The organism is Noviherbaspirillum sp. FW303-A3 (assembly GCF_058788695.1).
This window is the reverse complement of the sequence record NZ_JBYTAZ010000001.1, coordinates 4,723,486-4,748,229: the sequence shown is the minus strand read 5'-3', so window position 1 is coordinate 4,748,229 and position 24,744 is coordinate 4,723,486. Positions and strand designations below refer to the sequence as shown.

Annotated in this window: 23 protein-coding genes; 9 read left to right on the top strand and 14 right to left on the bottom strand. The window is 56.5% G+C overall.

The features are described 5' to 3' along the window. Positions 1-385: 385 nt before the first annotated feature. A complete protein-coding gene (locus AC3WOY_RS22830) occupies positions 386-1,234 on the bottom strand; it encodes an Rrf2 family transcriptional regulator (RefSeq protein ID WP_492427956.1) in 849 nt (282 codons plus the stop codon). 314 nt (positions 1,235-1,548) lie between these two features. Between AC3WOY_RS22830 and AC3WOY_RS22825 the strand changes: the two genes are divergently transcribed. Then, the gene (locus AC3WOY_RS22825) at positions 1,549-2,985 is read left to right on the top strand and encodes a cache domain-containing protein (RefSeq protein ID WP_492427953.1); all 1,437 of its coding nucleotides are present in this window, start codon (positions 1,549-1,551) and stop codon (positions 2,983-2,985) included. A 36-nt stretch (positions 2,986-3,021) separates the two neighbouring features. Here the strand turns inward: AC3WOY_RS22825 and AC3WOY_RS22820 are convergent, their stop codons facing one another. Then, on the bottom strand, positions 3,022-4,170 hold the full coding sequence (locus AC3WOY_RS22820; RefSeq protein WP_492427951.1) for an IS3 family transposase: 1,149 nt from the start codon (positions 4,168-4,170) through the stop codon (positions 3,022-3,024). 104 nt (positions 4,171-4,274) lie between these two features. Here AC3WOY_RS22820 and AC3WOY_RS22815 point away from each other — a divergent pair, with 104 nt between their 5' ends. The 5 genes from AC3WOY_RS22815 to AC3WOY_RS22795 all read left to right on the top strand — a co-directional run bounded on the left by AC3WOY_RS22815 (position 4,275) and on the right by AC3WOY_RS22795 (position 10,843). Then, a complete protein-coding gene (locus tag AC3WOY_RS22815; RefSeq protein ID WP_492429389.1) occupies positions 4,275-5,276 on the top strand; it encodes a two-component system sensor histidine kinase NtrB in 1,002 nt (333 codons plus the stop codon). 35 nt (positions 5,277-5,311) lie between these two features. Beyond that, entirely contained in the window at positions 5,312-6,718 is a 1,407-nt protein-coding gene (locus AC3WOY_RS22810) for a sigma-54-dependent transcriptional regulator (protein WP_492427949.1), read from the top strand. A gap of 39 nt (positions 6,719-6,757) precedes the next feature. Then, positions 6,758-7,845 (top strand): IS3 family transposase gene (locus AC3WOY_RS22805; protein ID WP_492427947.1). Its coding sequence is split into 2 segments (ribosomal slippage): positions 6,758-7,007 and positions 7,007-7,845, totalling 1,089 coding nucleotides; the frame shifts between segments, so codons are not numbered across the junction. A gap of 720 nt (positions 7,846-8,565) precedes the next feature. Then, positions 8,566-9,051, top strand: coding sequence for a chemotaxis protein CheW (locus AC3WOY_RS22800; RefSeq protein ID WP_492427945.1), 486 nt, complete (start codon positions 8,566-8,568; stop codon positions 9,049-9,051). A 55-nt stretch (positions 9,052-9,106) separates the two neighbouring features. Beyond that, a complete protein-coding gene (locus tag AC3WOY_RS22795) occupies positions 9,107-10,843 on the top strand; it encodes a methyl-accepting chemotaxis protein (RefSeq protein WP_492427943.1) in 1,737 nt (578 codons plus the stop codon). A 238-nt stretch (positions 10,844-11,081) separates the two neighbouring features. On the opposite strand, the gene AC3WOY_RS22790 is transcribed toward AC3WOY_RS22795, so the two are convergent. From AC3WOY_RS22790 to AC3WOY_RS22775, 4 genes are read right to left on the bottom strand one after another with little or no spacing between them, the layout of a single operon-like run. After that, on the bottom strand, positions 11,082-11,621 hold the full coding sequence (locus AC3WOY_RS22790; RefSeq protein WP_492427941.1) for a transposase: 540 nt from the start codon (positions 11,619-11,621) through the stop codon (positions 11,082-11,084). Then, positions 11,582-11,944, bottom strand: coding sequence for a hypothetical protein (locus tag AC3WOY_RS22785; protein ID WP_492427939.1), 363 nt, complete (start codon positions 11,942-11,944; stop codon positions 11,582-11,584). The genes AC3WOY_RS22790 and AC3WOY_RS22785 overlap by 40 nt, the downstream gene beginning before the upstream one ends. A gap of 57 nt (positions 11,945-12,001) precedes the next feature. Further along, positions 12,002-12,475 (bottom strand): IS630 family transposase, encoded by a 474-nt coding sequence (locus tag AC3WOY_RS22780; protein WP_492427937.1) that lies wholly within the window; start codon positions 12,473-12,475, stop codon positions 12,002-12,004. A gap of 32 nt (positions 12,476-12,507) precedes the next feature. Then, on the bottom strand, positions 12,508-12,957 hold the full coding sequence (locus AC3WOY_RS22775) for a helix-turn-helix domain-containing protein (protein ID WP_492427935.1): 450 nt from the start codon (positions 12,955-12,957) through the stop codon (positions 12,508-12,510). A gap of 221 nt (positions 12,958-13,178) precedes the next feature. Between AC3WOY_RS22775 and istA the strand changes: the two genes are divergently transcribed. Next, entirely contained in the window at positions 13,179-14,729 is a 1,551-nt protein-coding gene (gene istA, locus AC3WOY_RS22770) for an IS21 family transposase (RefSeq protein WP_492424244.1), read from the top strand. A gap of 22 nt (positions 14,730-14,751) precedes the next feature. Continuing rightward, complete coding sequence (istB, locus tag AC3WOY_RS22765; RefSeq protein WP_492424242.1) at positions 14,752-15,534, top strand: IS21-like element helper ATPase IstB; 783 nt, start codon at positions 14,752-14,754, stop codon at positions 15,532-15,534. Positions 15,535-15,685: 151 nt separating this feature from the next. Here istB and AC3WOY_RS22760 read toward each other — a convergent pair whose 3' ends face one another. Next, positions 15,686-16,168, bottom strand: coding sequence for an IS4/Tn5 family transposase DNA-binding protein (locus AC3WOY_RS22760; protein ID WP_492427933.1), 483 nt, complete (start codon positions 16,166-16,168; stop codon positions 15,686-15,688). Positions 16,169-16,298: 130 nt separating this feature from the next. On the opposite strand from AC3WOY_RS22760, the gene AC3WOY_RS22755 reads away from it, so the two are divergent. After that, positions 16,299-16,472 (top strand): hypothetical protein, encoded by a 174-nt coding sequence (locus AC3WOY_RS22755; RefSeq protein ID WP_492427931.1) that lies wholly within the window; start codon positions 16,299-16,301, stop codon positions 16,470-16,472. A 33-nt stretch (positions 16,473-16,505) separates the two neighbouring features. Here the strand turns inward: AC3WOY_RS22755 and AC3WOY_RS22750 are convergent, their stop codons facing one another. The 7 genes from AC3WOY_RS22750 to AC3WOY_RS22720 form a co-directional block, all read right to left on the bottom strand. Continuing rightward, positions 16,506-16,691 (bottom strand): IS66 family transposase, encoded by a 186-nt coding sequence (locus AC3WOY_RS22750; protein ID WP_492427929.1) that lies wholly within the window; start codon positions 16,689-16,691, stop codon positions 16,506-16,508. A gap of 183 nt (positions 16,692-16,874) precedes the next feature. After that, complete coding sequence (locus tag AC3WOY_RS22745; protein WP_492427927.1) at positions 16,875-18,575, bottom strand: methyl-accepting chemotaxis protein; 1,701 nt, start codon at positions 18,573-18,575, stop codon at positions 16,875-16,877. Between the two features lie 225 nt (positions 18,576-18,800). Next, positions 18,801-19,802, bottom strand: a complete 1,002-nt coding sequence (moaA, locus tag AC3WOY_RS22740; RefSeq protein WP_492427925.1) for a GTP 3',8-cyclase MoaA — start codon at positions 19,800-19,802, stop codon at positions 18,801-18,803. Between the two features lie 145 nt (positions 19,803-19,947). Further along, positions 19,948-20,265 carry a c-type cytochrome gene (locus AC3WOY_RS22735; protein ID WP_492429388.1) on the bottom strand — a complete coding sequence of 106 codons (318 nt, stop codon included), beginning with the start codon at positions 20,263-20,265 and terminating at the stop codon, positions 19,948-19,950. 66 nt (positions 20,266-20,331) lie between these two features. Next, entirely contained in the window at positions 20,332-23,004 is a 2,673-nt protein-coding gene (locus AC3WOY_RS22730; protein WP_492427923.1) for an arsenate reductase (azurin) large subunit, read from the bottom strand. 10 nt (positions 23,005-23,014) lie between these two features. After that, positions 23,015-23,599 carry an arsenate reductase (azurin) small subunit gene (locus AC3WOY_RS22725; RefSeq protein WP_492427921.1) on the bottom strand — a complete coding sequence of 195 codons (585 nt, stop codon included), beginning with the start codon at positions 23,597-23,599 and terminating at the stop codon, positions 23,015-23,017. Between the two features lie 10 nt (positions 23,600-23,609). Further along, the gene (locus AC3WOY_RS22720; RefSeq protein WP_492427919.1) at positions 23,610-24,743 is read right to left on the bottom strand and encodes a cytochrome-c peroxidase; all 1,134 of its coding nucleotides are present in this window, start codon (positions 24,741-24,743) and stop codon (positions 23,610-23,612) included. Between the last annotated feature and the right edge of the window lies 1 nt (position 24,744).

Here is a 24,744-nt window from a genome sequence, read left to right as displayed (position 1 = left end):
CGGAAAAGGCTCAGCTTGTTGTTGTCCTGATCGCCAGCCGTCTATTCGTTCTAGTCGGTGACGCCTCTGCCTTCTGCGCACGCGCTGCCGGACACAGCCCTCGCGAGCAACAGACTGTTCTTGCATGCGAACGGGCGAGTAAAGTTTGCACATGCTTGTCTCAATAAGATTTTAGACTTGCACTGCAGTAATCGTGCCATGCCTTTGGCTCATCGGAATGGCATTCGAGAAAAATGAACGATCATTCGACAGACAGCACCTTTGTTATTGGGCAATGTCTATGAAAAGCGTGTAGAACGAGCCCACCACGCTCTGCATGTTCAGATAGAGCCTCCTCGAAGACCTTACTCCTTGCGATCAAAAATTAGCCACGTCGATCAATAAACTACCGGCAAGAAATATGGCTTAACGACGGACACGGCCCAGTCAAATTCGATGAACGCGAGTCGAGACGCGATTCATTGAACTCAGTCCGACAGTCATTGAAATGTTCCCCGCTCAAGACAATCCGATCAGCAAGATCCTGCAAAGACACACTGTAAAGATGCTCAATAATCATTTCTTCTAAGCTGACCCAAAGCTTCTCAGTGATCCAGCTGACATTCTCACTATGTCGGCCGTCATCACCCCCGTTCTTGGCTTCGTCTCGCCCCTTAGCGCGCGGCTGCTCAGTAGCGATCACAATATCGCCGACGCTGATTTGATCAGCAGGGCGTGCGAGGCAATAACCGCCGTCCGCTCCCCGAATCGAATCAACAAGTCCCTTCCTCCGCAGCTGCGAAAAAATATGCTCCAAGTAAGACAAGGAGATATCAAGACGTCGACTAATCCGAGGAAGTGAAACGACGCCCATTTTCTTGTGAATCACGATGTCAAGTAGCGCAACGACCGCGAACTGAACTTTATTGCTAAAGCGCATAATACGTCGATGCTCGAGGTGGGGCATCTCAGGCTGAGAATTATGTGGCAACGTAGCATCACTGCAACGGCATGCACGTAACACAATGTTCAGAACTTCGTCGATTTGATCACTCGTCATCCAGCCTTTATCAAAACAGATGGTTGCAAGTAATCGAACGTCATTCCCGCGCTCCTTTTCTTCGCGTTGAATCTTTAACGCCTCCTTTAATTGTCCCGCACCAACGCGACCGGCCTCAACCGCCGCGACACCGAACAAAGAACAATACCTATTAAACATGCTATTCAATAAACAACCTGCATTGTTTGCGCCCATATTGTTTCATCTTGTCGAACTCGCCACTGGAACAAAAGGAGTCAACAAACCTCGGCGTAGAAGTTACATGCGGCAGCGAGCAAGAAATGCGCCTGAAAAAAACGCAGTGAATTGGCGCCAGCTGAAGGGCGAACAATCGCAGCGAACTGGAGTGGCCGAAAAAGACTTAGCGCAAGCGGTGGCAAGCATTTAGCCGGCATGGCAAATTACTGACCGCAACCCCAATCCGTCGACATCAGTAGATAACAACTGGATATTGTTTCGATGCGTTTCTATAGGATAATTGCGCACTACTTACAGCATATTCGGCGCCAATGAAATCTGTCCGAGCGTTTAAGCGGCTCTCGACCAAAATCTATACGGCATTCTTACTTGCTGCATGCGTGCCTTTAATCACGGCAGGAGTAATTGGCATTTACCTGTCTCTCAACAGCTTGCGTCATGAAACACTGCAACATCTGGAGCAGGAAGTGGGGAGTCGAGCTGCGGGGATGAGTCACTTTTTCGATCAGCTCTCAAGCGAACTGCTGTACCTGTCGAGTTCTTCTGTTCTGCTTCAAGCAATCGACACGATGCAAGACGGAAGATTGAATGACAGATTACGTCGCAGCCTTGAGCGAGACTATGCGTCATTCGCCCGGACCTATCCGTACATCTACCAGATTCGCTTGCTCGATACTAATGGCAAGGAACTCGTGCGTGTTGACCGGCGCGGTGACGAGGTCCTCACGCTTGCGGACAGTGAATTGCAGGACAAGTCGGACCGTTACTACGTTCGAGAAGGATTAGCGCGCGCACCAGGCCAGGTCTACGTATCTGCATTGGATCTGAATATGGAACATGGCAAGGCCGAGTCGCCGGAGCGCCCTGTTGTTCGATTCATAACGCCTATTGCTGATGGCAGAGGGAAAATATCTGGACTCCTGATCATCAATCTGCACGCTTCGTACATCCTTCAGCAAGTGCAGGAAATGGCGAGCGGTCGCGGCGGGATTGCGTACCTGTTCGATCGGTCCGGCTACTACCTGTCGCGCTCTGCCAACGTTGACGTTCCGGGCCTATTCAGCATGAAGCCGATAGAAACCCTGGCCCCCCTGTTTCCGTCTCAGCTACTATCCCGGATGACCGGTACGGCGCGAGGAACGGATGCACTTCGAGAGTCGATTGTCGCGTACGCCCCCATCCCTATCGGACAATCTCTCCCTGTGCGTCAAGAAGATACGACGGCATGGTCGGTAGCATTGTCACTTCCTCAAAATCGACTCTTCGATTCAATTTTTAATCTGTATCTGCTGTACGGCGTGCTGGCGCTTTCTCTGCTTGTCGCTGCAGCGGGCGGATTCATGCTTTCCCGTCTTATGCTCCGCCCACTCATGATGTTGCGTGCCGAGACGGAGGAAATTGCCAAAGGAAACTTCTCTCGTCGGGCCGAGATTAAAGGCGACGACGAGATTGCCGACCTTGCTACAAGCTTCAACAGCATGGCGGCAGAATTGGAAAAATCGTACCAAGTTTTAGAGAACCGCAGAACTGAACTCGAGAGCGAAGTGAAAAAGCAAACTGCCGATCTGGAGCGCGAACGCAGCCAGTTGGCGGCCATTATCGCCAATACGGTAGATGGAATTATCTCCGTCTCTCCCACCGGGGTATTTGAATTAGTGAATGGTGCTGCGCGTCGCTATCTTGCTGGCCCTGACGGAACCCTGGTAGGTCGCTCAGTTAGGGAGTTCTGGGCCGGATGGGATGACTAAAGTGGACCCATCCGTCAAGACAGTTTTTTTCGAAGTTTAAGCTGCATCCATGACTTCACTTGCAGCGGAACAGCGCTGCCCTGTTTCTGCGCGGGAGGAATCCCTTGCGCAGCGTAGCGGAGCAAGGGATTCCTCCCGCGCGCCGCCGAATTTGTCCACGATCTTCGCACCACCGCCCCGGCCGCTCCGGTACACGCTGCCCGGCGTCGCATAGCCCAGCGACTGATGCGGCCGCGTCTCGTTGTAGAACGCGAAGTACTGCGCCAGCCCGACCGTCAACTCGCCCATCGTGGCGTAGCCCTTCAGGTACACGTCTTCGTGCTTGACGTTGCGCCACAACCGTTCGACGAAGATGTTGTCCAGCGCCCGCCCGCGACCGTCCATGCTGATTGCCACACCTTCCCGCTTGAGCACGCCCGTGAAGGCATGGCTCGTGAACTGCGCGCCCTGGTCGCTGTTGAACACTTCCGGCTTGCCGTGCTCGCGCAGCGCGTCCTCCAGACAGTCCACGCAGAACGACGCGTCCATGCTGTTGCTGATGCGCCAGGACAGCACCTTGCGGCTATACCAGTCGATGATCGCCACCAAGTAGGCAAAACCGCGCGCCAGCCGGATGTACGTCACGTCGGTCGACCACACGTGGTTCGGCCGCACCACTTCCACCCCGCGCAGCAGGTACGGGTACACCTTGTGCCGCGGATGCTTGCCGCTCGTGTCCGGCCCCGGCGCCATCCCCGCCAGCCCCATCGTGCGCATGAGCCGCTGCACGCGCTTGCGGTTCACCACGTGCCCCAACCCGCGCAGGAACACCACCATGCGCCGGCTGCCGTAAAACGGCCGGCTCGTGTATTCCTCGTCGATCAGCTGGCACAGCAGCAGATCGTCGTCCCGCAGCGCGTCGGCGTTGCACGCCGCCATGGCCCGCCGCTGGTACACCGTGGCGCGCGGCACTTCGGCCAGGGCGCACTGCCGGCTCAAGGGCAACTCGTCCGCGCCGTCGATCCAGCCGATCCTGGCGTCCCGGCTCACTCCCCCAACTTTTTTTTGAGCCAGTCCACTTCCATCTTCAGCCGCCCGATCTCGCCGTAAAGACGCTCCTCGCCGCTCTTGTCGTCGACCGCTAGCTTCGGGCCACGCCTGGTCTCGAACAGCGCCCCAGCATGCTCCAGAATCTCTTTCTTCCACTGCCCGACCAGCACCGGATGCACGCCATACGCCTGCGCGATCTCGCTGATCGTTTTCACCCCGCGCACCGCTTCCAACCCAACCTTGGCCTTGAATTCCGCCGTGTGCACTTTGCGCTTCTTGCCTTCACTCATTCGCCATCATCCTTTCAGGGACGACAGCTTAAACTACCGCCGGCAACTGTCTCAAATTCGGGATCCACTATAGACTACGCAACAGCGACCGACAGTGGTATTGCCGCGATAAACTTTGACTTAACGCTGCTTGAAAAAACGTTATCTTTCAGTCTCGCTCCGGTTTTGTCCGCATCGGTTGTGGTCGGCTTTATTATGGTGGTGCGAGACGTAACGGATGAACGCCGCTTGCAGGAAGAGCGCCGCGAATTGGATCGCCAGATCTTTCAAGTAGAAAAGCTTTCCACCCTGGGCGAGATTGCGATGGGATTGGCTCATGAAATCGGCAATCCACTCGCTGGGATAAAGGCGGTCGTTCAGTTGCTACTGGAGGAGGACATGGCCGAACAACAGTATGCGTACCTTCGACGCGCAGAAAACGAAATTAATCGCCTGACAGAATTTCTTAGGACATTTCACGGCTTTTCTGCCCCGCAGGAAATGCATCCAGTTGCGTGTCGCCTTGAAGACGTTCTCGAAGACGTGTTGCTATGGACGCGAAAGGAAGCGAAGAGCAATGGCGTGACGATCAGCTACGCTCCTTGCTGTGACGGCGTTCCCGATCTCTGGGCCGATCCATCGCATCTCAAGCAATTGCTGCTCAATCTCATCATTAATGCAATACACGCGATGCCGAGCGGCGGGAAGATCCAAGTTGGAATGTGTACGGGCTTTGCTCGTCACGATGAAGGGGGTGTAGAAGTTCCATGTATGCGATTCTGCGTTCGTGACAATGGAGTCGGTATCCCGCCGGAATTACAAGCACGCATTTTTGACCCATTTTTTACTACTCGCAGAAGCGGGTCGGGCCTAGGTCTCGCTGTAGTGAAGAAGATTGCGGTCCAGCATGGGGCTGAGATCACTGTCAGGAGTACCGTTGGGCATGAAACCTGCTTTGAATTGCTTTGGCCCATCGCCCGTCCTGAACGCTAACTGTCTGCGGCCATAGACACTGGAGCAAGAAAGCAATGCCTGCACGCATTCTCATCATCGAGGATGACGCGACGATTCGCATCACCCTAACCGCTGCACTGGAAAAACAAGGCTATCAGGTTGACTTGGCTGAAGACGGCACTAATGGCCTGGCACTGTTTCATCGCCACAGCTATGAACTGATGATACTCGACCTTCACCTGCCGGATATGCATGGCTTAGAAGTATTGAAGGCTATGCGGGAGTCCGACCCAGAAGCTCTTATTGTCGTCATGACGGCATATCCTGAAGTACGCACTGCGGTTACTTGTGTGAAGGTCGGAGCTTACGATTACATCAACAAGCCATTCGAACTTGATGAATTAAAGGATGTCGTTCGACGTGCACTGGAGACTCGGAACTTAAGGCTTGAGGTCGAAAGGCTTCGTATAAAGGCTCCAGCACCCGCTACACTTGCTGGGATGATCGGCGACGGACCGCAGTTCAAGTCTCTCATCGAGATCACTCGGCGCATTGCATCGGCGTCACGTATCCCTGTCCTGATTCATGGAGAATCCGGTACGGGGAAGGAGCTTATTGCGCAAGCCATACATAGCATGTCCTCGCGGGCAGCAGGTCCGTGGGTGTCACTTAACTGCTCAGCATTAGCGGAAGGGCTGCTTGAGTCCGAAATGTTTGGACATGAAAAGGGGGCATTCACTGACGCCAAGCAAGCAAAACGTGGATTGCTAGAACTGGCTGACGGCGGTACGTTGTTTCTGGATGAAATAGGAGATCTTTCGCTTGCCTTGCAGCCGAAGCTGTTACGTGCAATCGAAACTCAAACGTTTCGACGCGTCGGTAGCCAGAAAGAGCTGCGAGTCGATGTAAGATTTGTCGCCGCCACCAATCGAGATCTTCAGGCAATGGTTAAGGCTGGCACATTTCGAGAAGATTTATATTATCGACTCAATGTAGGCATCATCGAAATGCCCCCACTCCGGACCCGCCCAGAAGATATACGGCATTTAGCTGTGCACTTTCTTACCAATGCCGCTCAAGTCATGAAGCAGCCGGTCGCGGTTCTAGACCAATCGGCCTGTGAGCTTCTCGAAAAGTATGACTGGCCCGGAAATATCCGCGAATTGCGGAACGTACTTGAACGGGCACTCATACTTAGCGCGAACGGCATTATTCTCCCAATCCATCTCCCCAAGGAAATCAGCGCTGTCGAAAGCGTGACACCAGAACTGGCAGACGAAGAATTGGTTTCGCTGTCAAAGATTGAAGAGCGCCACATCCGCCGCATACTGAATGCGAGTGCCGGCAACAAAACGCGTGCAGCCAAGATTCTCGGGATCTCTCGCCTCACCTTGCGTACCAAAATCGCCGAATATGGCTGGAACGACCAACCTGAGAAGAAAGATGCGGAGGTAATCCCCCCGGAAATTAAGCGGCTTTGAAAGTAGAATTTTCTCAATATTGATTCGAGGAAGTTTTACATGAAGAAGTCACGGTTTTCGGAAAGTCAAATCATCGCCATTCTCAAGCAGGCGAACGCCGGCACACCGGTTCCTGAGCTGTGCCGAGAGCACGGCATGAGTTCAGCGCTGTTTTACCGCTGGCGCAGCAAGTTCGGCGGCATGGACGCCTCCATGATGGCGCGGCTCAAGGAACTCGAAGAAGAGAACCGTCGCCTGAAGAAGATGTATGCCGAAGAGCGCCTGAAGGCTGAGATCGTCGCTGAGGCGCTGCAAAAAAAGTGGTAGCGCCATCTCAGCGACGCGAGATGGCGCAATGGGCAGTGCAAGACAAGGCTGTCACCATTCACGTGGCATGCCAGGCGTTTGGCATTAGCCAGACCTGCTATCGGTATCAAGCAAAGCTGTCTTCAGAGAACAGCGAGATTGCAGACTGGCTGATTCGCCTGACGGCGAACCAGCGCAACTGGGGCTTCGGCCTGTGCTTTCTGTACCTGCGCAACGTCAAAGGCTATGGCTGGAATCACAAGCGTGTGTACCGGATTTATCGGGCGCTGGAACTGAACCTGCGCATCAAGCCGAAGAAGCGCCTGGTACGCGAAAAACCCGAGCCGCTGTCCGAACCGACGGCACTCAATCAGGTGTGGTCGATGGACTTCATGCACGACCAGTTATCCGACGGCCGCAGCATTCGGTTGTTCAATGTGATCGATGACTTCAACCGTGAAGGCTTGGACATTGAAGTGGATTTCTCCCTTCCATCCGAGCGCGTAATCCGTTCACTGGAGCGCATCATTGAATGGCGCGGCAGGCCGGATAGGATACGTTGTGACAATGGCCCGGAATACGTCAGCGCCGCGTTGATGGCGTGGGCAAGTCGGCGTGGCATTCATGTCGAGTTCATTCAACCCGGCAAGCCGCAGCAGAATGCCTACATCGAGCGCTACAACCGGACAGTGCGTTACGACTGGCTGGCGCACTACCTGTTCGACAGCATCGAGGAAGTGCAGGAATTCGCAACCCGTTGGCTATGGACCTATAATCACGAGCGCCCCAACATGGCCATCGGCGGCATCACGCCGAAACAGAAACTGGCCTTGGTCGCATAGTCTCTACTCTCAGGCCGCTTCAAAAATGGGGGGATTACCCGGACACTGAGGCCGAATGGTAAATATTTGACCGCGACACTGGTCACAAATTCGTCGTGGTGCACGCATTCCTCGCGCTGAGGTGCTCAAGTATGACTTTTGACGCCAAGAAAAAAAAATATGTCAACCTCGCACTTACCTTGAAGTCTCCGTGTCCCTCCGAAGGAACTGTGCCCGTGGTATTGGGGTATAGGTGCGAAACCACGCTCGCGCCCAACTAACCACAGGGGTCCGATTTAATAGGGGCGACTCCAGTCGAACAAATATTCGATTCAATCTCTACAGAGTGCTCACTCCTATTACGCGATTCCTGGAGGCACGGTGACGCGAGGCCACAGTCCGACAAATTTTTACCACATGGCGGACACATCTTTGCCGTTACGGACGCCTGAGTTGTAAAAATTCGGATGCGGCATCTTTACAGAATGTCAGACCACCACGTTCCCTTGTTTACCTGATGTTATTTAGAGGGAAGTGTTTCCAATCGCCCCTGGAACATAAGACATTTTCATTGCCATGGCGCAATATTTGCTAATAGAAGCTACGCGGCTTCAATTCGACTACATTGTCGCAAATTCAAAGGACTCTAAGGATGAATTTGGCACAGCCATCAGTTGGAGAAGCTGTTACGCGCACTTAATCAAATTTACAGGGCGATGTTTATATGTTGCATATAAGGCTATGGTAATTATTTCTTCTCTACTTGAATCATCTTCCAACTTTGAATATCTCGCCTACAAGTTGGGCTACGAAGAATATGGCGTCAACATCTTGAAAGTTCAAGAAATACGCGGCTACGAACAGCCCACACAAATTGCAAATGCACCTAGCTACATTAAGGGTGTAATCAACCTTCGCGGCGCTATCGTTCCGATCATCGATATGCGAATTAAATTTGGCTTTGAACAAGTCTCTTATGATCAGTTTACGGTGGTCATTATCCTCAATGTAGGCCGCCGTGAGATTGGCATGGTGGTGGATGGCGTATCTGATGTCATTACATTATCTCAGCAACAGATCAAGCCGGCACCCGAAATGGGATCCACGGTCAGGACGGAATATCTGACGGGAATTGGCACGATTGAGGAACGTATGCTGATACTGGTCGATATCGACAAGCTGATGTCGTCCGACGATCTCGGCCTTGTCGAGTGCATCACTGCTTGAACGGAAAATGCGGACGAATGCAGCATTCACCATCCATCCTAAGAAAGAAAAAAGCATGAAGCAAGTTAAGATAAGCACCCGTCTGACTGCGGGTTTTCTGGTGTTGATAGTAATGGGCGCCATCGTAGCCGGTATTGGCATATTCAATATGGGACGTATGGATGAGGCTGCCAAGCGTCTGTATGAGAAGGAACTACTGGGTGTATCCCACATTAAGGACGCGAACGTCAATATGATCGCGTTCGGACGCGCGATCCGAAGTGCCATGTTGGCATCCTCCGACGAGGAGCGCACCAAACATCTGAATGCCATGGATAAGTCGCTCAATGGCATTGACAGAAACTTGGCTCAGGCCCGCGATCTGCTCCACTCGGACGAGGAAAAAAAGACAATTGCAGAACTGGATGCGCTCCGAAGCAAATTCGGTAATCTGGCCTCAATGGCGGGTGAAAAGATTAGAGCGGAAAACCTTGACACCGAAAGTGAGTCGGTCAAATTTATGTCGACTCAATTGCGTCCTGTCGCCGATGCATTTAGCGATAAAATAACCGAACTCTCCGAAATAAAGATTGCGACTGCCAAGGTCGCTTCCGAGGAAGCGAGCAATCTATACAACGAGAGTCGCAGCATGATGATTGCGCTGGTCATTCTCAGCGTCCTTGCAGGTACTGCCATTGGCGTACTCATCACTCGTAGTCTTGCAAGGCAACTGGGTGGTGAGCCAGCATACGCAGCTGAAATCGCTGAAAAAATCGCGAATGGCGATTTGACTGTCGAGGTGACATTGCAGCGTGGCGACCGGGCGAGCATGGTATACGCGATGCAACGCATGCGCGACAGTTTGGCCAAGGTTGTTTCAGAAGTGCGTATTGGCACGGATTCGATGGCATCGGCATCTGGCCAGATTGCGACCGGAAACATGGACTTATCTGCTCGTACAGAGCGGCAGGCAAGTTCGTTGGAAGAAACTGCCTCTTCCATGGAAGAATTGACTTCGACTGCCAAACAGAACGCCGACAATGCACGGCAGGCCAAACAGCTTGCCACGTCAGCATCTGATGTGGCAAGCAAGGGCGGCGTAGTTGTCACTCAAGTGATTGAAACAATGGGCTCCATCAACGAATCTTCCAAGAAAATTGTTGACATTATCTCCGTCATCGACAGCATCGCCTTTCAGACCAACATCTTGGCGCTAAATGCGGCCGTTGAGGCTGCACGCGCCGGCGAGCAGGGGCGCGGTTTTGCGGTAGTGGCTTCTGAAGTGCGCAACCTCGCCCAACGATCAGCATCGGCTGCCAAGGAAATCAAGGCGTTGATCGATAGCTCTGTAGAAAAAGTCGATGCTGGTGCAATCCTAGTTGATCAAGCTGGCGAAACCATGAATGAAATTGTCGAGAGCATCAAACGCGTGACCGATATCATGGCAGAGATTACTGCCGCTAGTAATGAACAAACGGCCGGCATTGAACAGGTCAATCAGGCGATCTCCCAAATGGATGAGGTCACGCAGCAAAACGCATCACTAGTGGAAGAAGCCGCAGCTGCCTCAGGTGCGCTTCAGGAGCAGGCCAACAAGCTGTCCGATCTCGTCGGGGTCTTTGTAATTCCAGACCATTTGACTTCTAGCGCATTGCGCAAAGAGCCATCGACGCAATCTATAGCGGCTATTCCCACTCTGAAAGCCATGACGCCAACTTCGTCAAGTCAACATCTCGTGAGCCATGGGCATAGAACAGGTGCACTTGCAAAGGCTCCTGTCGCAACGGTCTCTGACGGTTGGGAAGAGTTTTAATTCATTGCAACTATGCCGTGTCAGTTGAATTGACTTATATCGACTCGGGAACGTTTTATTTAGAGAGCTCGCGCTTTATGCAAATCCAGATCATGGCCTTGTTAGGCAAGTAGGAAGAAGCTGTCACCTACCGGAGAAGCGCCGATAGGTGACACGATCCGGTCCTAATTGTTTATATATAAGCAGTCCATGACGCTTTCAATTACCTAAAACTTCTAGGGCCACCATAAACCCGAGCTCAATAACGGTGAGGCGCGAATCCACGCCATATCACAGTGTTGCCCGGCGGCGGATGTCGTGAGCCCGCGAGGTAACCGCCCGGACATGCCAGTTTGAGCAGGTAATGCGATAGTTCTGCTATTGGCGGCCCGGTTGCAGGCACATGTCGCGCAACGTGATCGAGCAATGCCTGCTCGGTCGCGGTGAAGGCGACGGATGCGGCGGCTGTGTCGGCGGCGCGCTGCATCATAGTCATCCAGAAGATACGCCAGGCGAGGATGCAATAGACTGCGATTAGATTATCCAGGCGATCGGCCGTGCGCAATTTCGACTGTTCCACCTTGCATCCGGATTTCAGAATCTTGTGGAAGGTTTCGATTTTCCATCGCAATGCATACCAGTGCTGGAGCTCGATCGCTTGCACACGCGTGGTCACGGGCAGATCGGTGAGCAATTTCCAGTCGATCGGCTCGAGCCCCTTCAGCTCGCCGGATTCGCGTGGATGGAGCACAGTCAGCGTCAGCTCGGGATACCGCGCTTGCTTGCCGATTGGCGGCAAGACAGCGCGCGCTTGAAGCGAATCTCGAATACTGCCGTCGAGACGTTACCGCGTCGATCACGCACCTCGGCACGATGCTTGCCTTTGACGCGCACCTCCTCCATTTCATCGGCGATAGTATGGCCGCCGTCACCGGCCAGAAGCCGGTCAACACAAGTGCGCACCAGGAAATGTGTGCCAAGGTGGTGTGCCAGGCAAAGCAGTTCGTAGATATCTGCTTCCCCGGTCGCCGATATGGATGCAGCGCGCCAGTGCATGGAGCAAGGCAGTAGGCTGCGCAGGTTGTCCAGCCAGCGAATGCTTTCCTTGGCTTCGATGGGCACCTGGGTTGGATTGACATGACGCTTGAGCGCTGAAGAGCCCCTAGAGCGGTTCGCGATTTAATGTAAGGTATAGCCGCAATGCTTGAACCAGCCGGAGGCATCGGCTGCGGTAATTTCTTCAATGCTCTGTTTCAATGCGTCATCGAGAGCATCGCGGGTGCGAGCCTTGACCTTGCGCAGAATGGCTTTAAGCTTCGACCAGCAATTTTCGATGGGAGAGAAGTCGGGCGAATATGGAGGCAAGTACAGCAGTGTGGCACCGGTCGCCTCAATGGCTTCGTTGATCCCTGCGACTTTATGGTCGCTCAGGTTGTCCATGATGACGATGTCATCCGGCGCCAGCGTCGGCACCAGAACTTGTGTGATGTACGCCTGAAACACGGTCGTGTCGGTGGCTCCGTCCACGGTCATCACCGCATCCAATCCCTGGCATGACAGGGCACCGAGGATTGTGACATTCCGTCCGAAATTTTTCGGCACCGCATCATGCACCCGGGCGCCGTGCCGTGCCCGGCCATAGCGTCGGGTCATTGCAATATTGCAGCCGGATTCGTCGATGAATTTCAGGCGACGGTAGGGACAGGCGGCAAGCTGGCGGCGGTAGTGCTGGCGTGCCAGTAGTACCTGCGGTGAGTCGCGTTCGTTTGCATGGACAGTCTTTTTTTTCGACGCAGATCCAAGCGGCGTAATAACCGCCACACGCAACTCGGACTGACGTGCAGACCGCATTGTGTTTGCAACCGGTCGGCCAACTCCGCCAAAGTCAAATCCGATTGTTCTTGCAACCAATGCTGAAGTTGTTCGCTGGCACCAGCATCGATCAGTCGATGACGTCCAGGACGTTTGCGGACCGGTTCGAGTGCCCCGCTTTGCCGATATTGCCGAAGCAATTTCTCCACAAAGGCAAGGCTGACACCAAAGATCTCGGCAATTTCCACCTGCGACCGCGCGCCACGCTCATACGCCTGCACAATCTTTCGCCTCAGATCCAAAGAATACGCAGCAGCCATCATTGCAACATCACCGTCTGAACAGAGTTCTTTAGACGGTGTCCGATTACAAAAATCTCAGCCCCTACCCCCGTTGGCCGGTCAAAATCCCCCACTTCTGGCCACCCCAAAATCCCCCACCTGAGGCCCGCGTAACGGCACTGTAGAGGCCGTTTCTGGCGCCCGGGAGGCATCCCGCTGGCAGGACGTAACCTTCCCCCTCCGCATGTCGAGGGGAATCCGGAGTGAACGTCTTGAAGCCACATCTGCAAACCACCGTGACCACGCTGCTGGCGGCCGGCAAGAGCCAGCGCGAGATCGAGCGCATCACTGGCGTCGATCGCAAGACCATCCGCCGCCTGGCCCTGCGCCTTGCACCCCAGTCGGCAAATTCCCCCGGGGCGGCCACCGGGCCGGCAGCGCAAATTCCCCCACCCCGGCCACCGGCTCAGGCCATGCCGTCGGCCTGCGAGCCGTTCCGCGCCTTCATCGAGTCGCAGTTGCGCCTGCGCCGCAACTACACCGCGATCTACCAGGACCTGGTCGATCAGTTCGGCTTTACCGGCGGCTACAACAGCGTCAAGCGATTCGCCGGCAAGATCGTGCAGCACGAACCGGAACAGTTCGACCGGCTCGAATTCGCCCCCGGCGAGGAAGTCCAGGTCGATTACGGCGAAGGCGCGCTCACGCGCGTGCCCGGCAGCGACCGCTACCGCCGTCCGCGCCTGTTCGTCATGACGCTGCGCTATTCGCGCCGCTGCTTCCGGCGCGTGGTCTGGAACTCCAGCAAGGAGACCTGGGCGCAATTGCACGAGCAGGCCTGGCGCTACTTCGGCGGTGCCGCCAGTTACGTCGTGCTCGACAATCTCAAAGAAGGCGTCATCAAGCCCGACCTGTACGAGCCGGAATTGAACCCGGTCTACAGCGCGGTGCTGGCGCATTACGGCGTGGTCGCCGACCCGGCGCGCGTGCGCGATCCGAACCGCAAGGGCAGCGTCGAGAACGCCATCCAGCATACGCAGAACACCGCGCTCAAGGGCCGGCGCTTCGAATCGATCGAGGAGCAGAATGCCTTCCTCGAACACTGGGAAACGCGCTGGGCCGCGCAGCGCGTGCACGGTGCCACCCGGCGTCAGGTGGAGGCCATGTTCCAGGAGGAACGCGCGCACCTCAAGCCGCTGCCGCTGTCGGGCTTTGCGTACTTCACCGAGTGCGAACGCACCGTCGACGACGCCACCTGCGTGCGCATCGACCATAGCAGCTATGCAGCACGCCCGGCGGCCATCGGCAGCCGCGTTCTGGTGCGCGTGTTCGAGCGCCACATCGAGATCCGCGACCGTACCACGCAGGCCCTGCTGCGCACGCACCCGCGCGCGCAACGGCCCGGCAGCGTGCTACTGCCGGAAGAGGAGCGGCCGTACAACCCGTCACGCGAGACGAAGAGCATCCTGGCGCAGGCCGAACACATCGGACCAGCCACGCTCGCCCTATGCCGGCAATGGTTCGAGCGCGACGGCCGCATCGGTCACCGCCGCTTGCGCGGCGTGGTCGGCCTGGCCCGGCGCTATCCGCGCCGTCTCATCGAGCAGGCGTGCGAACAGGCCCTGCGCGATGGCGTGCAGCACTACAAGTCGATCCAGGCACTGACCGAGCGCCTCCTGCAGGAGGCGCTGGCCGCCCTCGATGCGCCAATCCAGCACGAACTGGACCTGACCCAGCAGCATCCCCTGATCCGGGACGGCGACGAGTACGCCGACCTGTTCACCCTCGGCGCGCAGGCTGCCGCCACCCTTTGACCCACCAAGGAGAACCATCACGATGAGCATGACCATGAACGAAATCGAGCGTGCCTTGCGCGCGCTGCGCCTGTCCGGCATCCGCGCCACGCTGGAAACGCGCATCCTGCAGGCCCAGGCCACGCAGGAGCCCTTCCTGGAGACCTTCTCGCTGATCCTGCAGGATGAACTGGACCGGCGCCGCTCACGCCTGATGGAACGGCGCTACCAGCAAAGCGGGCTGGACGAGCGGGCCCTGCTTGCCGACTTCGACTGGCGCTTCAACCCCAAGCTGCCGCGTGCGGCGTGCTTCGAGCTGCACACCCTGAAGTTCATCGCCGAAGGGCAGAATGCCCTGATCGTCGGCAAGCCCGGCACCGGCAAGAGCCATGTCGCCAAGGCCGTCGCTTACCAGGCCACGCTGGCCGGCCATGCGGTGCGCTACCTGGAGGCTGACAGCGCATTCGCGCAGTACGCCATGGGCAGCGAGGTCGAGCAGCGGCAGCAGATGCGCGCGCTGGTCGAGGCCGACCTGCTGGTGCTCGACGATCTGTTCCTGGCGCGCCGCATCGGCGAGACCGCGGGTGAACTGCTGCAGGCGCTGGTGCATCAGCGTTACAAGCTCAAACGCAGTATCGTCGTGACTTCCAACCGGGTGGTGCAGGACTGGGGGAAATACCTGGGCGACATGACCATGGCGACCACGATCCTGGACCGGCTCATGCACCGCGCGCATCTGCTGGAGTTCGAGGGACGCAGCTACCGGCTGAAAGAGGCAGCCAGCCGCTTGACGCAGTCGACGGCAACCGAGACAAAGGCAGGCTGACCAACTCGGGCCATCATCGGCAACGGCCAAATTCGTCAATGCGACGCCGATTGCCCTACAATCCGCATGTCCTGCCATGGGGGAGTTTGACCCGGCCAAAGGTGGGGGAATTTAACCTGGCCAACGGGGCTACGTTATTTCGTGAACCGCTCTAGAATTTCTTCCAGCGCCAGAACTTGACAACAACCAGCCCCAGGGGCAAGTCTTCAAGGGTGACGGCCAGGCTGGAATGCATCAGAATGCCGCAGACGGTCCGATGTTGCTGGCGCCCCTGCTTGTCCTTTCGGCCATGCGTCTTGTGCGTGATCCCGATCGGCTGCGGGTCGTCGCGCTGAAGCGAGAAGGTGGTGGCGTCATGCAAGACCAGAACCGCGTCGGTCGTTGCATGAAACCGTTCATTTGTGGAATGGAAGTGCCCATCCTGAATCGTCCCTTCGCTGACGTGATCGTTGGCAAAGAAGCGATACGCCGCCTTGGTGTTAGCCCAGTCTTGGCAAGCCAACGGAATGCTCTGGCCGAGATTGTCCCAGAGCTGCGCCGCCAATTTGCAGAAGCATCGTGCCAGCCGCGCGTCATGGAACCGGAAGCCATCCAACTTCTGCGTCAGCCACGCCGACAGCGGCCTGTTATCCAAGCATTGTGCTGTTCGATAGCGAACTCCTGTTCGGGCAGAACAGATCCCTGCAGCCTAGGAAACGCAGCGGCTTCTGTCAAAAAATGTGGGTAATTGAAAGCCGGTGATCCCGTCTTGAATCGGCGATAGTATGGTCGCCATCACCGGCCAGCCGGTCAACGCAAGTGCGCACGAGGAAATGCGTGTCGAGTCGGTGTGCCAGGCAAAACAGTTCGCAGATATGACGATTGGCTTGTCAAATAGCGATGTAGGCTTCGTAGCCGTCGCTCATCAGCGCCGCGCCTTTGGCAATGCCAGCAGATAAGTTGGTGGTTCCGTTGGCGCCGCGTCCGGGCGCCTAACCGAATAACCGGACCGGGGGGCCGGTGCCGCACCTCTGCGCCCACAAATAACTCCTGGTCAGCACCGCTCGCCCCGATTCCTTGAGCACCCGCAGGGTAGTTTCATCGCGATACACCAAATCCGATTCCAGCAAGTTCTTCTCGCTAGAAGTTTTCTTGCGTGTAAGTGAGAAGCCTGCCAAGAACCTTGCAGACTGCTTCCCGCGCCCTATTGCAACTCGTTGCCGATGCTCCTGTCGTCTGTCAAAATAAAGTAAGTCACTGACTTCCTCTTATTCGTGTTATCTGAAATCTTACCTCGGCGAGAGCGTCTAGGACGCCGGTTGGTGTCCGTGGCACGCTCTGGTGCGACCCGGTCAAGCCCCTTAAAACTCTTCCCACTCGCCTGGAGCGTTTGGTCGCGCGTTGGAGACCTGATTGTACTGCCCCTTCACTTCGTCACGCGTCGCTGGAGGAACTGACGCTTTCGCTCTCTGCGGCAAAGTCGCAATCGCGGGCGCGTGCGTTTTCGAAGCACGGTGTTCCGTGTACGACACATCGTTGTGGCGGTGGAACCCAGATTCATTTATCTTGAACACGGACACTGCCCGCGCCAGGCTGTGCGCCTTGTCTTCCAGCGAAGCAGCGGCTGCGGCAGATTCTTCGACCAACGCAGCGTTCCGCTGGGTCACCTGATCCATCTGGCTAATGGCTTGATTGATTTGTCCAATGCCAGCCGTCTGCTCATGGCTGGCCGCAGCAATTTCACTCATGATGTCGGTCACGCGGCGCACGCTCACCACAATTTCATCCATCGTGCCGCCTGCCTGCTCGACCAGTCGACAGCCCGCATCTACCTTAGTCACAGAATCACTAATGAGCGACTTTATTTCTTTGGCCGCTGCGGCCGATCGTTGCGCCAGAACTCGGACCTCGGAGGCTACGACCGCAAATCCGCGTCCCTGCTCGCCTGCGCGCGCCGCTTCGACTGCCGCATTTAATGCCAAGATGTTGGTCTGGAACGCAATTCCGTCGATGACGCCGATGATGTCCGCAATTTTCTTCGCTGACTCGTTGATCGAGTCCATAGTCCGAACCACTTCGGCCACCACCGCGCCGCCTTTAACAGCAACCTCCGATGCAGATGACGCCAGTTGATTTGCCTGAAGCGCATTGTCAGCGTTCTGCTTGACCGTCGACGTCAACTCTTCCATAGAGGCCGCGGTTTCTTCGAGCGAGCCGGCCTGCTCTTCGGTGCGCGATGACAAGTCAGAATTGCCCGCAGCGATTTGTGCCGATGCTGTCGCAATGGCATCAGTGCCACTACGCACATCACCGACGCTCTGCACCAGCCTGTCGCGCATTTCGGCTATTGAATACAACAGGCTCGACTGATCGCCGGGTTTGGTTGCCATGGCAACGGTCAAGTCACCGTCCGCAATTTTCCCGACTATCTCGGCAACATAGGCGGGTTCGCCACCGAGTTGCCGAGAGAGTGCGCGGTACGTTACATAAAGCAGGAAAACAATTGTGCAAGCAATAACGCCGAACATTGCAATTACGGCACCTAGACTGGAAGTTACAATTGCGGCCTGCATTCTGCTAGCGTGCTCTGAATATTCCCGATTGGCCTCGTTGATTACTTTGATAGCCGCCAAAGCGGGGCCGTCATCCACTTTCAAGGTCTTATCGATTTCCGATATCGCCAAGCCGTTTTGCCACAACTCGTATGCCTTGCCTGCGCCTGCCCTATATTGTTCAATGGTAGCAATCAGGGTAGCCAGCGCCGCCTTTTCCTTGTCTGTCACGTCCGCTTGGGCAGAAAACTGCTCGGTCAGTTTCACGAGGGTATCGTGATTCTCATAAAATTTTGCCTTTAACTCCGGTGTGCCCCGAATCACGATGTTTTTGAAACGATGAATCATGCCTCCATAACCCAGCTGGCCGTTTATACTGGCTAGGAGTTCTTGGCGAGCCATGACACTTGACTCGTATCGTTCCACAGACCTCATATCTGCGGCCAATTTCATATAGGTGATTAACGACGCTGCCAGAACGCCGAAAACGGCAATGGCGGCGATTAACATGAGCCTAGTACGGACCTTCATATTTCGAATTGACATCAGTGGATATTTTTATTCGTCAAGGTTAGATGCGAGAGACGTGAATTTTTTTCCGGTCGCTCGCTGAGGCAGCGGCTCGGTACGACTCCAGTTGGCGAAGTTCTGGTTAATATCGACTCCATGCCAATCCTGGAACGCAGTCTCGAAACCACCAGTGCGTTTATTGATCCCGGAGAGAAGTCTGTTTAATTAACCTCCGGTGCGCGACATGAAGCGCACTGCCTGGTAAGCCTGTTTGTTACCGAAGTCGTGCCCTGTCGGTTTACTGCCAATGGCGCGGAGAATGGCTTCACGTACCCGTGTCGGATCAAAAGCGTCCCCGCGTAGCAGGGGTAGCAAAGGAAAGGTGCTATTGCTCGCAAGGCAGGTATAGAGATCACCTGTGGCTGCGACACGCAAGCGGTTGCAGGTATCGCAAAAATTGTGTGAATGCGGGCTGATGAAACCGATGCGCGTTTCCGTCCCCGGTATGCGGTGATAGCGCGCGGGGCCTCCACTGGACTCCAGTGTCTGCACGAGCGGAAATACCTGCTCAACCAGTGTTTTGACCTCTGCTGAAGACATGAAGCTGCCAGCCCGATCTCTGGTAGCATCTCCAAATGGCATTTCCTCGATAAAGGATATGTTGAAGCCGTGTTCGATGGCGAACTCGACTAGCGGCACCAGTTCGTGGTCGTTGACGCCACGCATGGCGACAACATTCAGCTTGATGCCTTCCAGCCCGGCCCATTTGGCGGCAAAAAGCCCATCTAGCACTTGCTCAAGCCGCCCACTATGGGTGATCCGCTTGAAGTTTTCGCTGTCCAGGGAGTCGAGCGATACATTGACCCGAGACAGCCCCGCGTCCACCAGCCCGCCAATCTGTTTTCCAAGTTGAGAGCCATTGGTCGTCAATACGACGTCTGGTGCCTGCGGCAAGGACTTAATGCCACGTATGAGCCAGGACAAGTCCTTGCGCACCAGTGGTTCTCCACCAGTCAGGCGTACCTTGCGTACGCCCATCTCCGCAAACACCCGTACCAGTGCCAAATTCTCTTCCAGCGTCATCACCTGCTCGCGTGGGAGAAAGCGCGCGGAAACCGGCATGCAATAGCTGCAGCGGAAATCACAGCGGTCCGTGACCGACAGGCGTAGATAGGAAATGGCGCGACCGGAGCGGTCTGTCAAAGCGGCTTCGTCAGGGCGACTCATGTTTGGGCCTGTACGTAATAATCTAGTGGCTGTCCTGTTGGCGGGTCCTTGGCGGAGATCACGCCGGCCAACCAACCACGCCTCTCGGAGTACCGGCGCCGCATGCACGGCGCCGGCATTGTGACGAGAATGCGAAGGTAGTACGTTACTTCAGCGTCAGGATGTACTGCACGACTGTCTTGATGTCGGCTTCCTTGACAGTAGCATTAGGCGGCATGGGCATCGAGCCCCATGTCCCCTTCGTGCCCTTCTTGACCTTCGTAATCAAATCCGCTTCTGCACCAGAAACTCCGGCATATTTCGCACCAATATCCTTGAACGCCGGACCAACAAGCTTCTTGTCAACCGCGTGGCAGGCCATGCAGTTGCTCTTCTTGGCGATTTCCAGCGCCGCCGCTTCATCGGCAGCCAGTGCCGGAGCGGAAAGCGCAACCAGGCCGGCGAGTACAAACAGTTTTTTCATCATTGCTTCTCCAAAAATGAGCGGATCCTGCCGGATCCGCCCGTTACTAAAGGCGTGGCCCAATATTTAAACGATATGGCGCGGCTTCAGGCTCATCTGCGTGAAATCATGCTTGTACGGCGATTCACCCACCTTGTTCAACACGCCCCGTCCCAGCTTGTAGCGATAGTTGTTGGTCATCGGATCAGCGACGGCCGACACCACGGCATTGGCGGGCGACTTCGGGAAATTGAAGTTGGTCATGGAGACACCAGGCCGCACTTCGTCCGAGACGATCGCAACTGCCTTGAAGCGTCCTTCGGTGGTCATGATGTGGCCGTCCTTCATGAGCTGGTTAAAGTTCAGGTCGGCATCCAGCACGCCTTGCGGCTGTCCGGTCTGGACATACACCGTGTCGTTGACTACCTCGACATAATCGCCGGACTCAATGCCCCTCCTCTTTGCGTCTTCCGGATTGACATAGATGAAGGAATCCGGCCACCGCTTGGACAGGTAAGGCTTGCGCTGGTCGTCGAAACCGGACTGCCAAAGTTCGTTGACACGCCCATTGGTGACCCAAATTTCTCCTTTTTCCACCCGCGGCTTGATCGCGTCGTAGAACTGGATCCAGCCGGCGTATTTCCACGGCGTCTTCAGCAGGATGGCCTTGCCGCTGTGGGTATTGAAGGCGTACAGAGCCAGAAGCTGGAATTCGGCCTGCTCGATTTCACCCCAGTTATTGTTGGGATCATGCAAGCGCTGCGTGCCGACCAGCTTGCCGTCTCGCACACGGATCGGCGTCTGGATGCCGGTTGTACCCAGGGTCCGCAACAGTTCCTGGGCCTTGATGCCCTTTTCCTTCGCCTGCGTTGCGAGCGGATGGTAATTCAGCACGCCGCCGCGCGAGAAGCGTGCCCCCTCCTCGAAGACATCATTCGAATCCTTCCACTGGTAGCCGCCATCGTTCGCATAGCCCATTTTCTGCGCGAATTTCTGCACGATCCACCAGTCCGCCTTGGCTTCGCCCGGCGCATCGTAGAACTTGCTGTACAGGCGCAGCCGCCGCTCGGAGTTACAGCGGGTGAAGTTATCCTCGCCCCAGGTTGCCGCCGGCAGCACGATGTCGGCGAGTTCGGTGCCGACCGGGATCACCGGATAAATGTCGGAGTTGGCCATCACCATTCCGCCCGAATCCACGCGCCGCTTCAGGGTTTCAAAGATCGCGGCACGATCCAAGCTGGTGATCTGGTGCGGATTACCAATGGTCAGCTCGCGCATCTTCTTTTCGAGCGCACTGGAACCCATCATCGCTGCGATCCAGGTAGTGCCAATGACCCACGAGAAGCGGATATTGCCCTGCATCATCCAGGTATCGAGGTTAAAGTCTTTCTTGCGGCGTCCCGGATGCTTTTCCGGCGACAGCCAGCCGGAACCGCCACCCGCCGACAAGCCGCCGCGCTGGTGGCCGCCGCCCCGGGAGATCATGCGGCCGGGCCGGTTACCGGCGCCGCAGATCAGGCCAAGCGACGCAAACGACGCCGTGTTCATGTAGTTGTTCGTCCAGTAATTCCCTTTCTCGCACATGAACGATGTCTTCGGGTGGGATCCGTCGGCCTTGGGCTTGGCGACCCATTCGGCAGCCTTCCTGATGTCCTCCGGGTTCAGGCCGGTGATCTTCGCCGCGACGTCCAGCTTCGCTTCTTCCTGCGACAGGATGAATTTCTTGAAGTCGGGCCAGTCCGACTGCCAGGTGCCCCAGGTGGTACGCCACTGCCAGCCGGTATTGCGGGTGCCGCGGCCATAGCCGGCATCCACTTCCCACGAGTTGGCGACCCACTTGTCGATGAACGCCTGGTCCTGCCAGTTGTTCTCGACGATGATGCGCGCCATCGCTAGATGAAGCACGGTGTCGGTACCAGGGGTAATCGGCAGCCATAAGCCGCGCCCTTCCTTGACCGACCATGCGACGCCCATCGTCTTGTGCGGCGTGACGAAGATGAGCTTCTTATCGCCCGGCATCATCCACTGGGTAAACAGCGTGGTTTTGGTTTCGTACGGATCGACGCCGGACAGGAACGCGACTTCGCAGTCGGCCCAGTCCTGGTAGCTGGAAGCGAACGAGTCGATGCCAGCATCATCCAGCCCGGTCGCATCGTTGGTGTTCGCGTTCTTGTCGTGCCATGCAAAGGCCGGTGTACCGACCGAGGTCATCGCGAGCTTGGTGATCGCATACACGTTCTCGAAATACTGGTACGAGAAGCTCTTTACCGCCCATGCGTGCTCGCCGTACTTGGCGATGATGTATTTCGAGATGTCGGCCATGACTTCGGTGGCGAGGTCCCAACTGACTGGCGTCAGCTTGCCGTTCACCCGAATCATCGGGTGCAGCAGACGTTCCCGGGTGCGGTTTTCGGGGTTGTAGCACTTCTGCGCCAGCGTGCCGCCACGAATCGAATGGTTGCCGCCGGGGTTGACCACGGTCGCGTCCTTGTCCGGCATCACGACCACATGATGCGGCTTGCCCTTGTGACTGACCACATTGTGCATCGCCGGGCTGACCCACGCACCCATCATGCTTTGGTGCGGGAAGTCCGCCTTCAGTGCATTTTGCGAGGCCTTGGCGCCGCCTTCCTTGCCGACGGGCCAGCGGTACACCTTGTAGCCGCAGGCAACCGTGCAGTAGTCACAGGCGGTTGTCAGGATATCTGCGTCCTTGGGGGGCAGCGGAACGGCGTCCGTAAATTTCTCTTGCTTGCTCATGCTTTTCTCCTTACGCGTTGCGCTTGGCGGCCATGTTGCTGTAGCCATAAACGAGGCCCATCACACCGACCGCGTAGATGTCGTCTCCCTGCACTTCCAGGACGATCTGGGGCAAGGCTTCGGTGGCATGCCCGGAAATCACCATGCCGTGACGGGTCAGGTCGAATGTGGTCAGGTGCAGCGGGCACGGCCCAAGCGCCTGGTACTCGTCCTTGTAAGTGCCATGCAGCGGGCCGCCCATATGCGTGCATTGCTGGTTGAAGGCAACGATGTCCTTCTCCGGACCAACACCGGCGCCGGCTTCGGTACCCAGCTTGACCAGCATGTTGCTCACATCCGGGAACGGGTACGCAAATTCAACCGGTTTGCCTTTCTGTAGCGCCGACAACGAAGCAATCTTGACCCGCGGGTACGTTTTCTTTACTGCTTGCAGCGGCGCGGCGGAAGCGATGCCGGGGATACCGCCGACTGCGGCCAGCGTCACCATTGCGCCACCGGCAAGCAGGAAGCTGCGGCGGCTCATGCAGGCGCGTTCGCCGTCATGATAATGATCGTGGGGGTGTTCCTGTTTGATTTGTATGGTCTTGTTGCTCATGATCTTTTCCTTATTGGGCTGGAGCAGGCAGCGGCCGGTAATCGCCCGGCAGCGTCGGCGCGTCGTGCAACAGCGGTTTGTCCATCGACAGGGCTTCGAGGAAGGCCACCAAGTCGCGTTTCTCCTGGTCTGTGAGCTTTAATGGCTTCAGCAGCGGGGTCTTGTTCACTGCGGTCCCGCCACCCTTGTCATAAAAGTCGACCACGTCCTTCAGCGTCGCCAGCGAGCCGTTGTGCATGTACGGCGCCACATACTTCAGTTCACGCAACGAAGGCACGCGCCACTTGCCGATGTCCTTCGGGTTCTTGGTCACGAAATAGAGGCCGGCATCGTCCATCGCACCGCGATAGTCCTTCTCCGGGATGCCTTTCTGATACCACTGCCAGCGGTGCGTGACCTGCGAGATCGGATCGTCCTTGAAAGCCGGATGATCAGGCACGCCGGTCGCGTAGAACTGTTGGTTGGACGCCAGCGGCCCATTGTGGCAGGCGATGCAGTTGGCCTTGCCGTTGTACAGCGCCATGCCGCGCTTCTGCGACGCGTCGAGCGCATTCTTGTCGCCCATCGCGTAACGGTCAAACGGCACCTGCTTGGCGTCGGTAATGATGGTGCGCTGGTAGGCTGCGAGCGCACGGTAGGCGTCGTTCATGCGCGGCCATTCGGCGCCGAACACCTGCTTGAACTCGGCGACATATTCCGGCAAGAAGCGCAGGCGCATTTCCATCATCGCCGTATCGCCGTTCCCAGCCACAGAGCCTTCCGCTGCAGAGGCCGCCTGGGCTTCCAGGCTCGTCACGGAACCATCGAGGAACAGCTTGTTGTAATACGCGGAGTTCAGGACGGTCTGCGAATTGCGCCAGTGCTTGGTGCCCGGATAGCCGCGCGACAGCTGGCCGCCATCGCCCCAACCAAGTTGCGGCAGATGGCAGGAGACGCAAGGCATGGAACCATCGCCCGACAGGCGGTTGTCCCAGAACAGCTTCTTGCCAAGCGCAATCTTTTCAGGGGTGTTCGGGTTGTCCTTCGGGATGGGTGGTGGCGGCAACGGCGCGAGCGGTGCCGGCTTGGCGCCGGCCGCATGCGCGGACAATGCGATGCTCAATGTGCTGACGACCGCAACGCCGAGTTTGATCATGGATTTCATG

Bases quoted from the DNA above. Each gene is read 5' to 3' on its own strand.
- AC3WOY_RS22830 (WP_492427956.1), bottom strand. From the start codon at position 1,234: ATGGGCGCAAACAATGCAGGTTGTTTATTGAATAGCATGTTTAATAGG.
- AC3WOY_RS22825 (WP_492427953.1), top strand. From the start codon at position 1,549: ATGAAATCTGTCCGAGCGTTTAAGCGGCTCTCGACCAAAATCTATACG.
- AC3WOY_RS22810 (WP_492427949.1), top strand. From the start codon at position 5,312: ATGCCTGCACGCATTCTCATCATCGAGGATGACGCGACGATTCGCATC.
- AC3WOY_RS22800 (WP_492427945.1), top strand. From the start codon at position 8,566: ATGGTAATTATTTCTTCTCTACTTGAATCATCTTCCAACTTTGAATAT.
- AC3WOY_RS22795 (WP_492427943.1), top strand. From the start codon at position 9,107: ATGAAGCAAGTTAAGATAAGCACCCGTCTGACTGCGGGTTTTCTGGTG.
- AC3WOY_RS22780 (WP_492427937.1), bottom strand. From the start codon at position 12,475: ATGACCCGACGCTATGGCCGGGCACGGCACGGCGCCCGGGTGCATGAT.
- AC3WOY_RS22775 (WP_492427935.1), bottom strand. From the start codon at position 12,957: ATGATGGCTGCTGCGTATTCTTTGGATCTGAGGCGAAAGATTGTGCAG.
- istB (WP_492424242.1), top strand. From the start codon at position 14,752: ATGAGCATGACCATGAACGAAATCGAGCGTGCCTTGCGCGCGCTGCGC.
- AC3WOY_RS22755 (WP_492427931.1), top strand. From the start codon at position 16,299: ATGGTCGCCATCACCGGCCAGCCGGTCAACGCAAGTGCGCACGAGGAA.
- AC3WOY_RS22745 (WP_492427927.1), bottom strand. From the start codon at position 18,575: ATGTTAATCGCCGCCATTGCCGTTTTCGGCGTTCTGGCAGCGTCGTTA.
- moaA (WP_492427925.1), bottom strand. From the start codon at position 19,802: ATGAGTCGCCCTGACGAAGCCGCTTTGACAGACCGCTCCGGTCGCGCC.
- AC3WOY_RS22735 (WP_492429388.1), bottom strand. From the start codon at position 20,265: ATGAAAAAACTGTTTGTACTCGCCGGCCTGGTTGCGCTTTCCGCTCCG.
- AC3WOY_RS22730 (WP_492427923.1), bottom strand. From the start codon at position 23,004: ATGAGCAAGCAAGAGAAATTTACGGACGCCGTTCCGCTGCCCCCCAAG.
- AC3WOY_RS22725 (WP_492427921.1), bottom strand. From the start codon at position 23,599: ATGAGCAACAAGACCATACAAATCAAACAGGAACACCCCCACGATCAT.
- AC3WOY_RS22720 (WP_492427919.1), bottom strand. From the start codon at position 24,743: ATGAAATCCATGATCAAACTCGGCGTTGCGGTCGTCAGCACATTGAGC.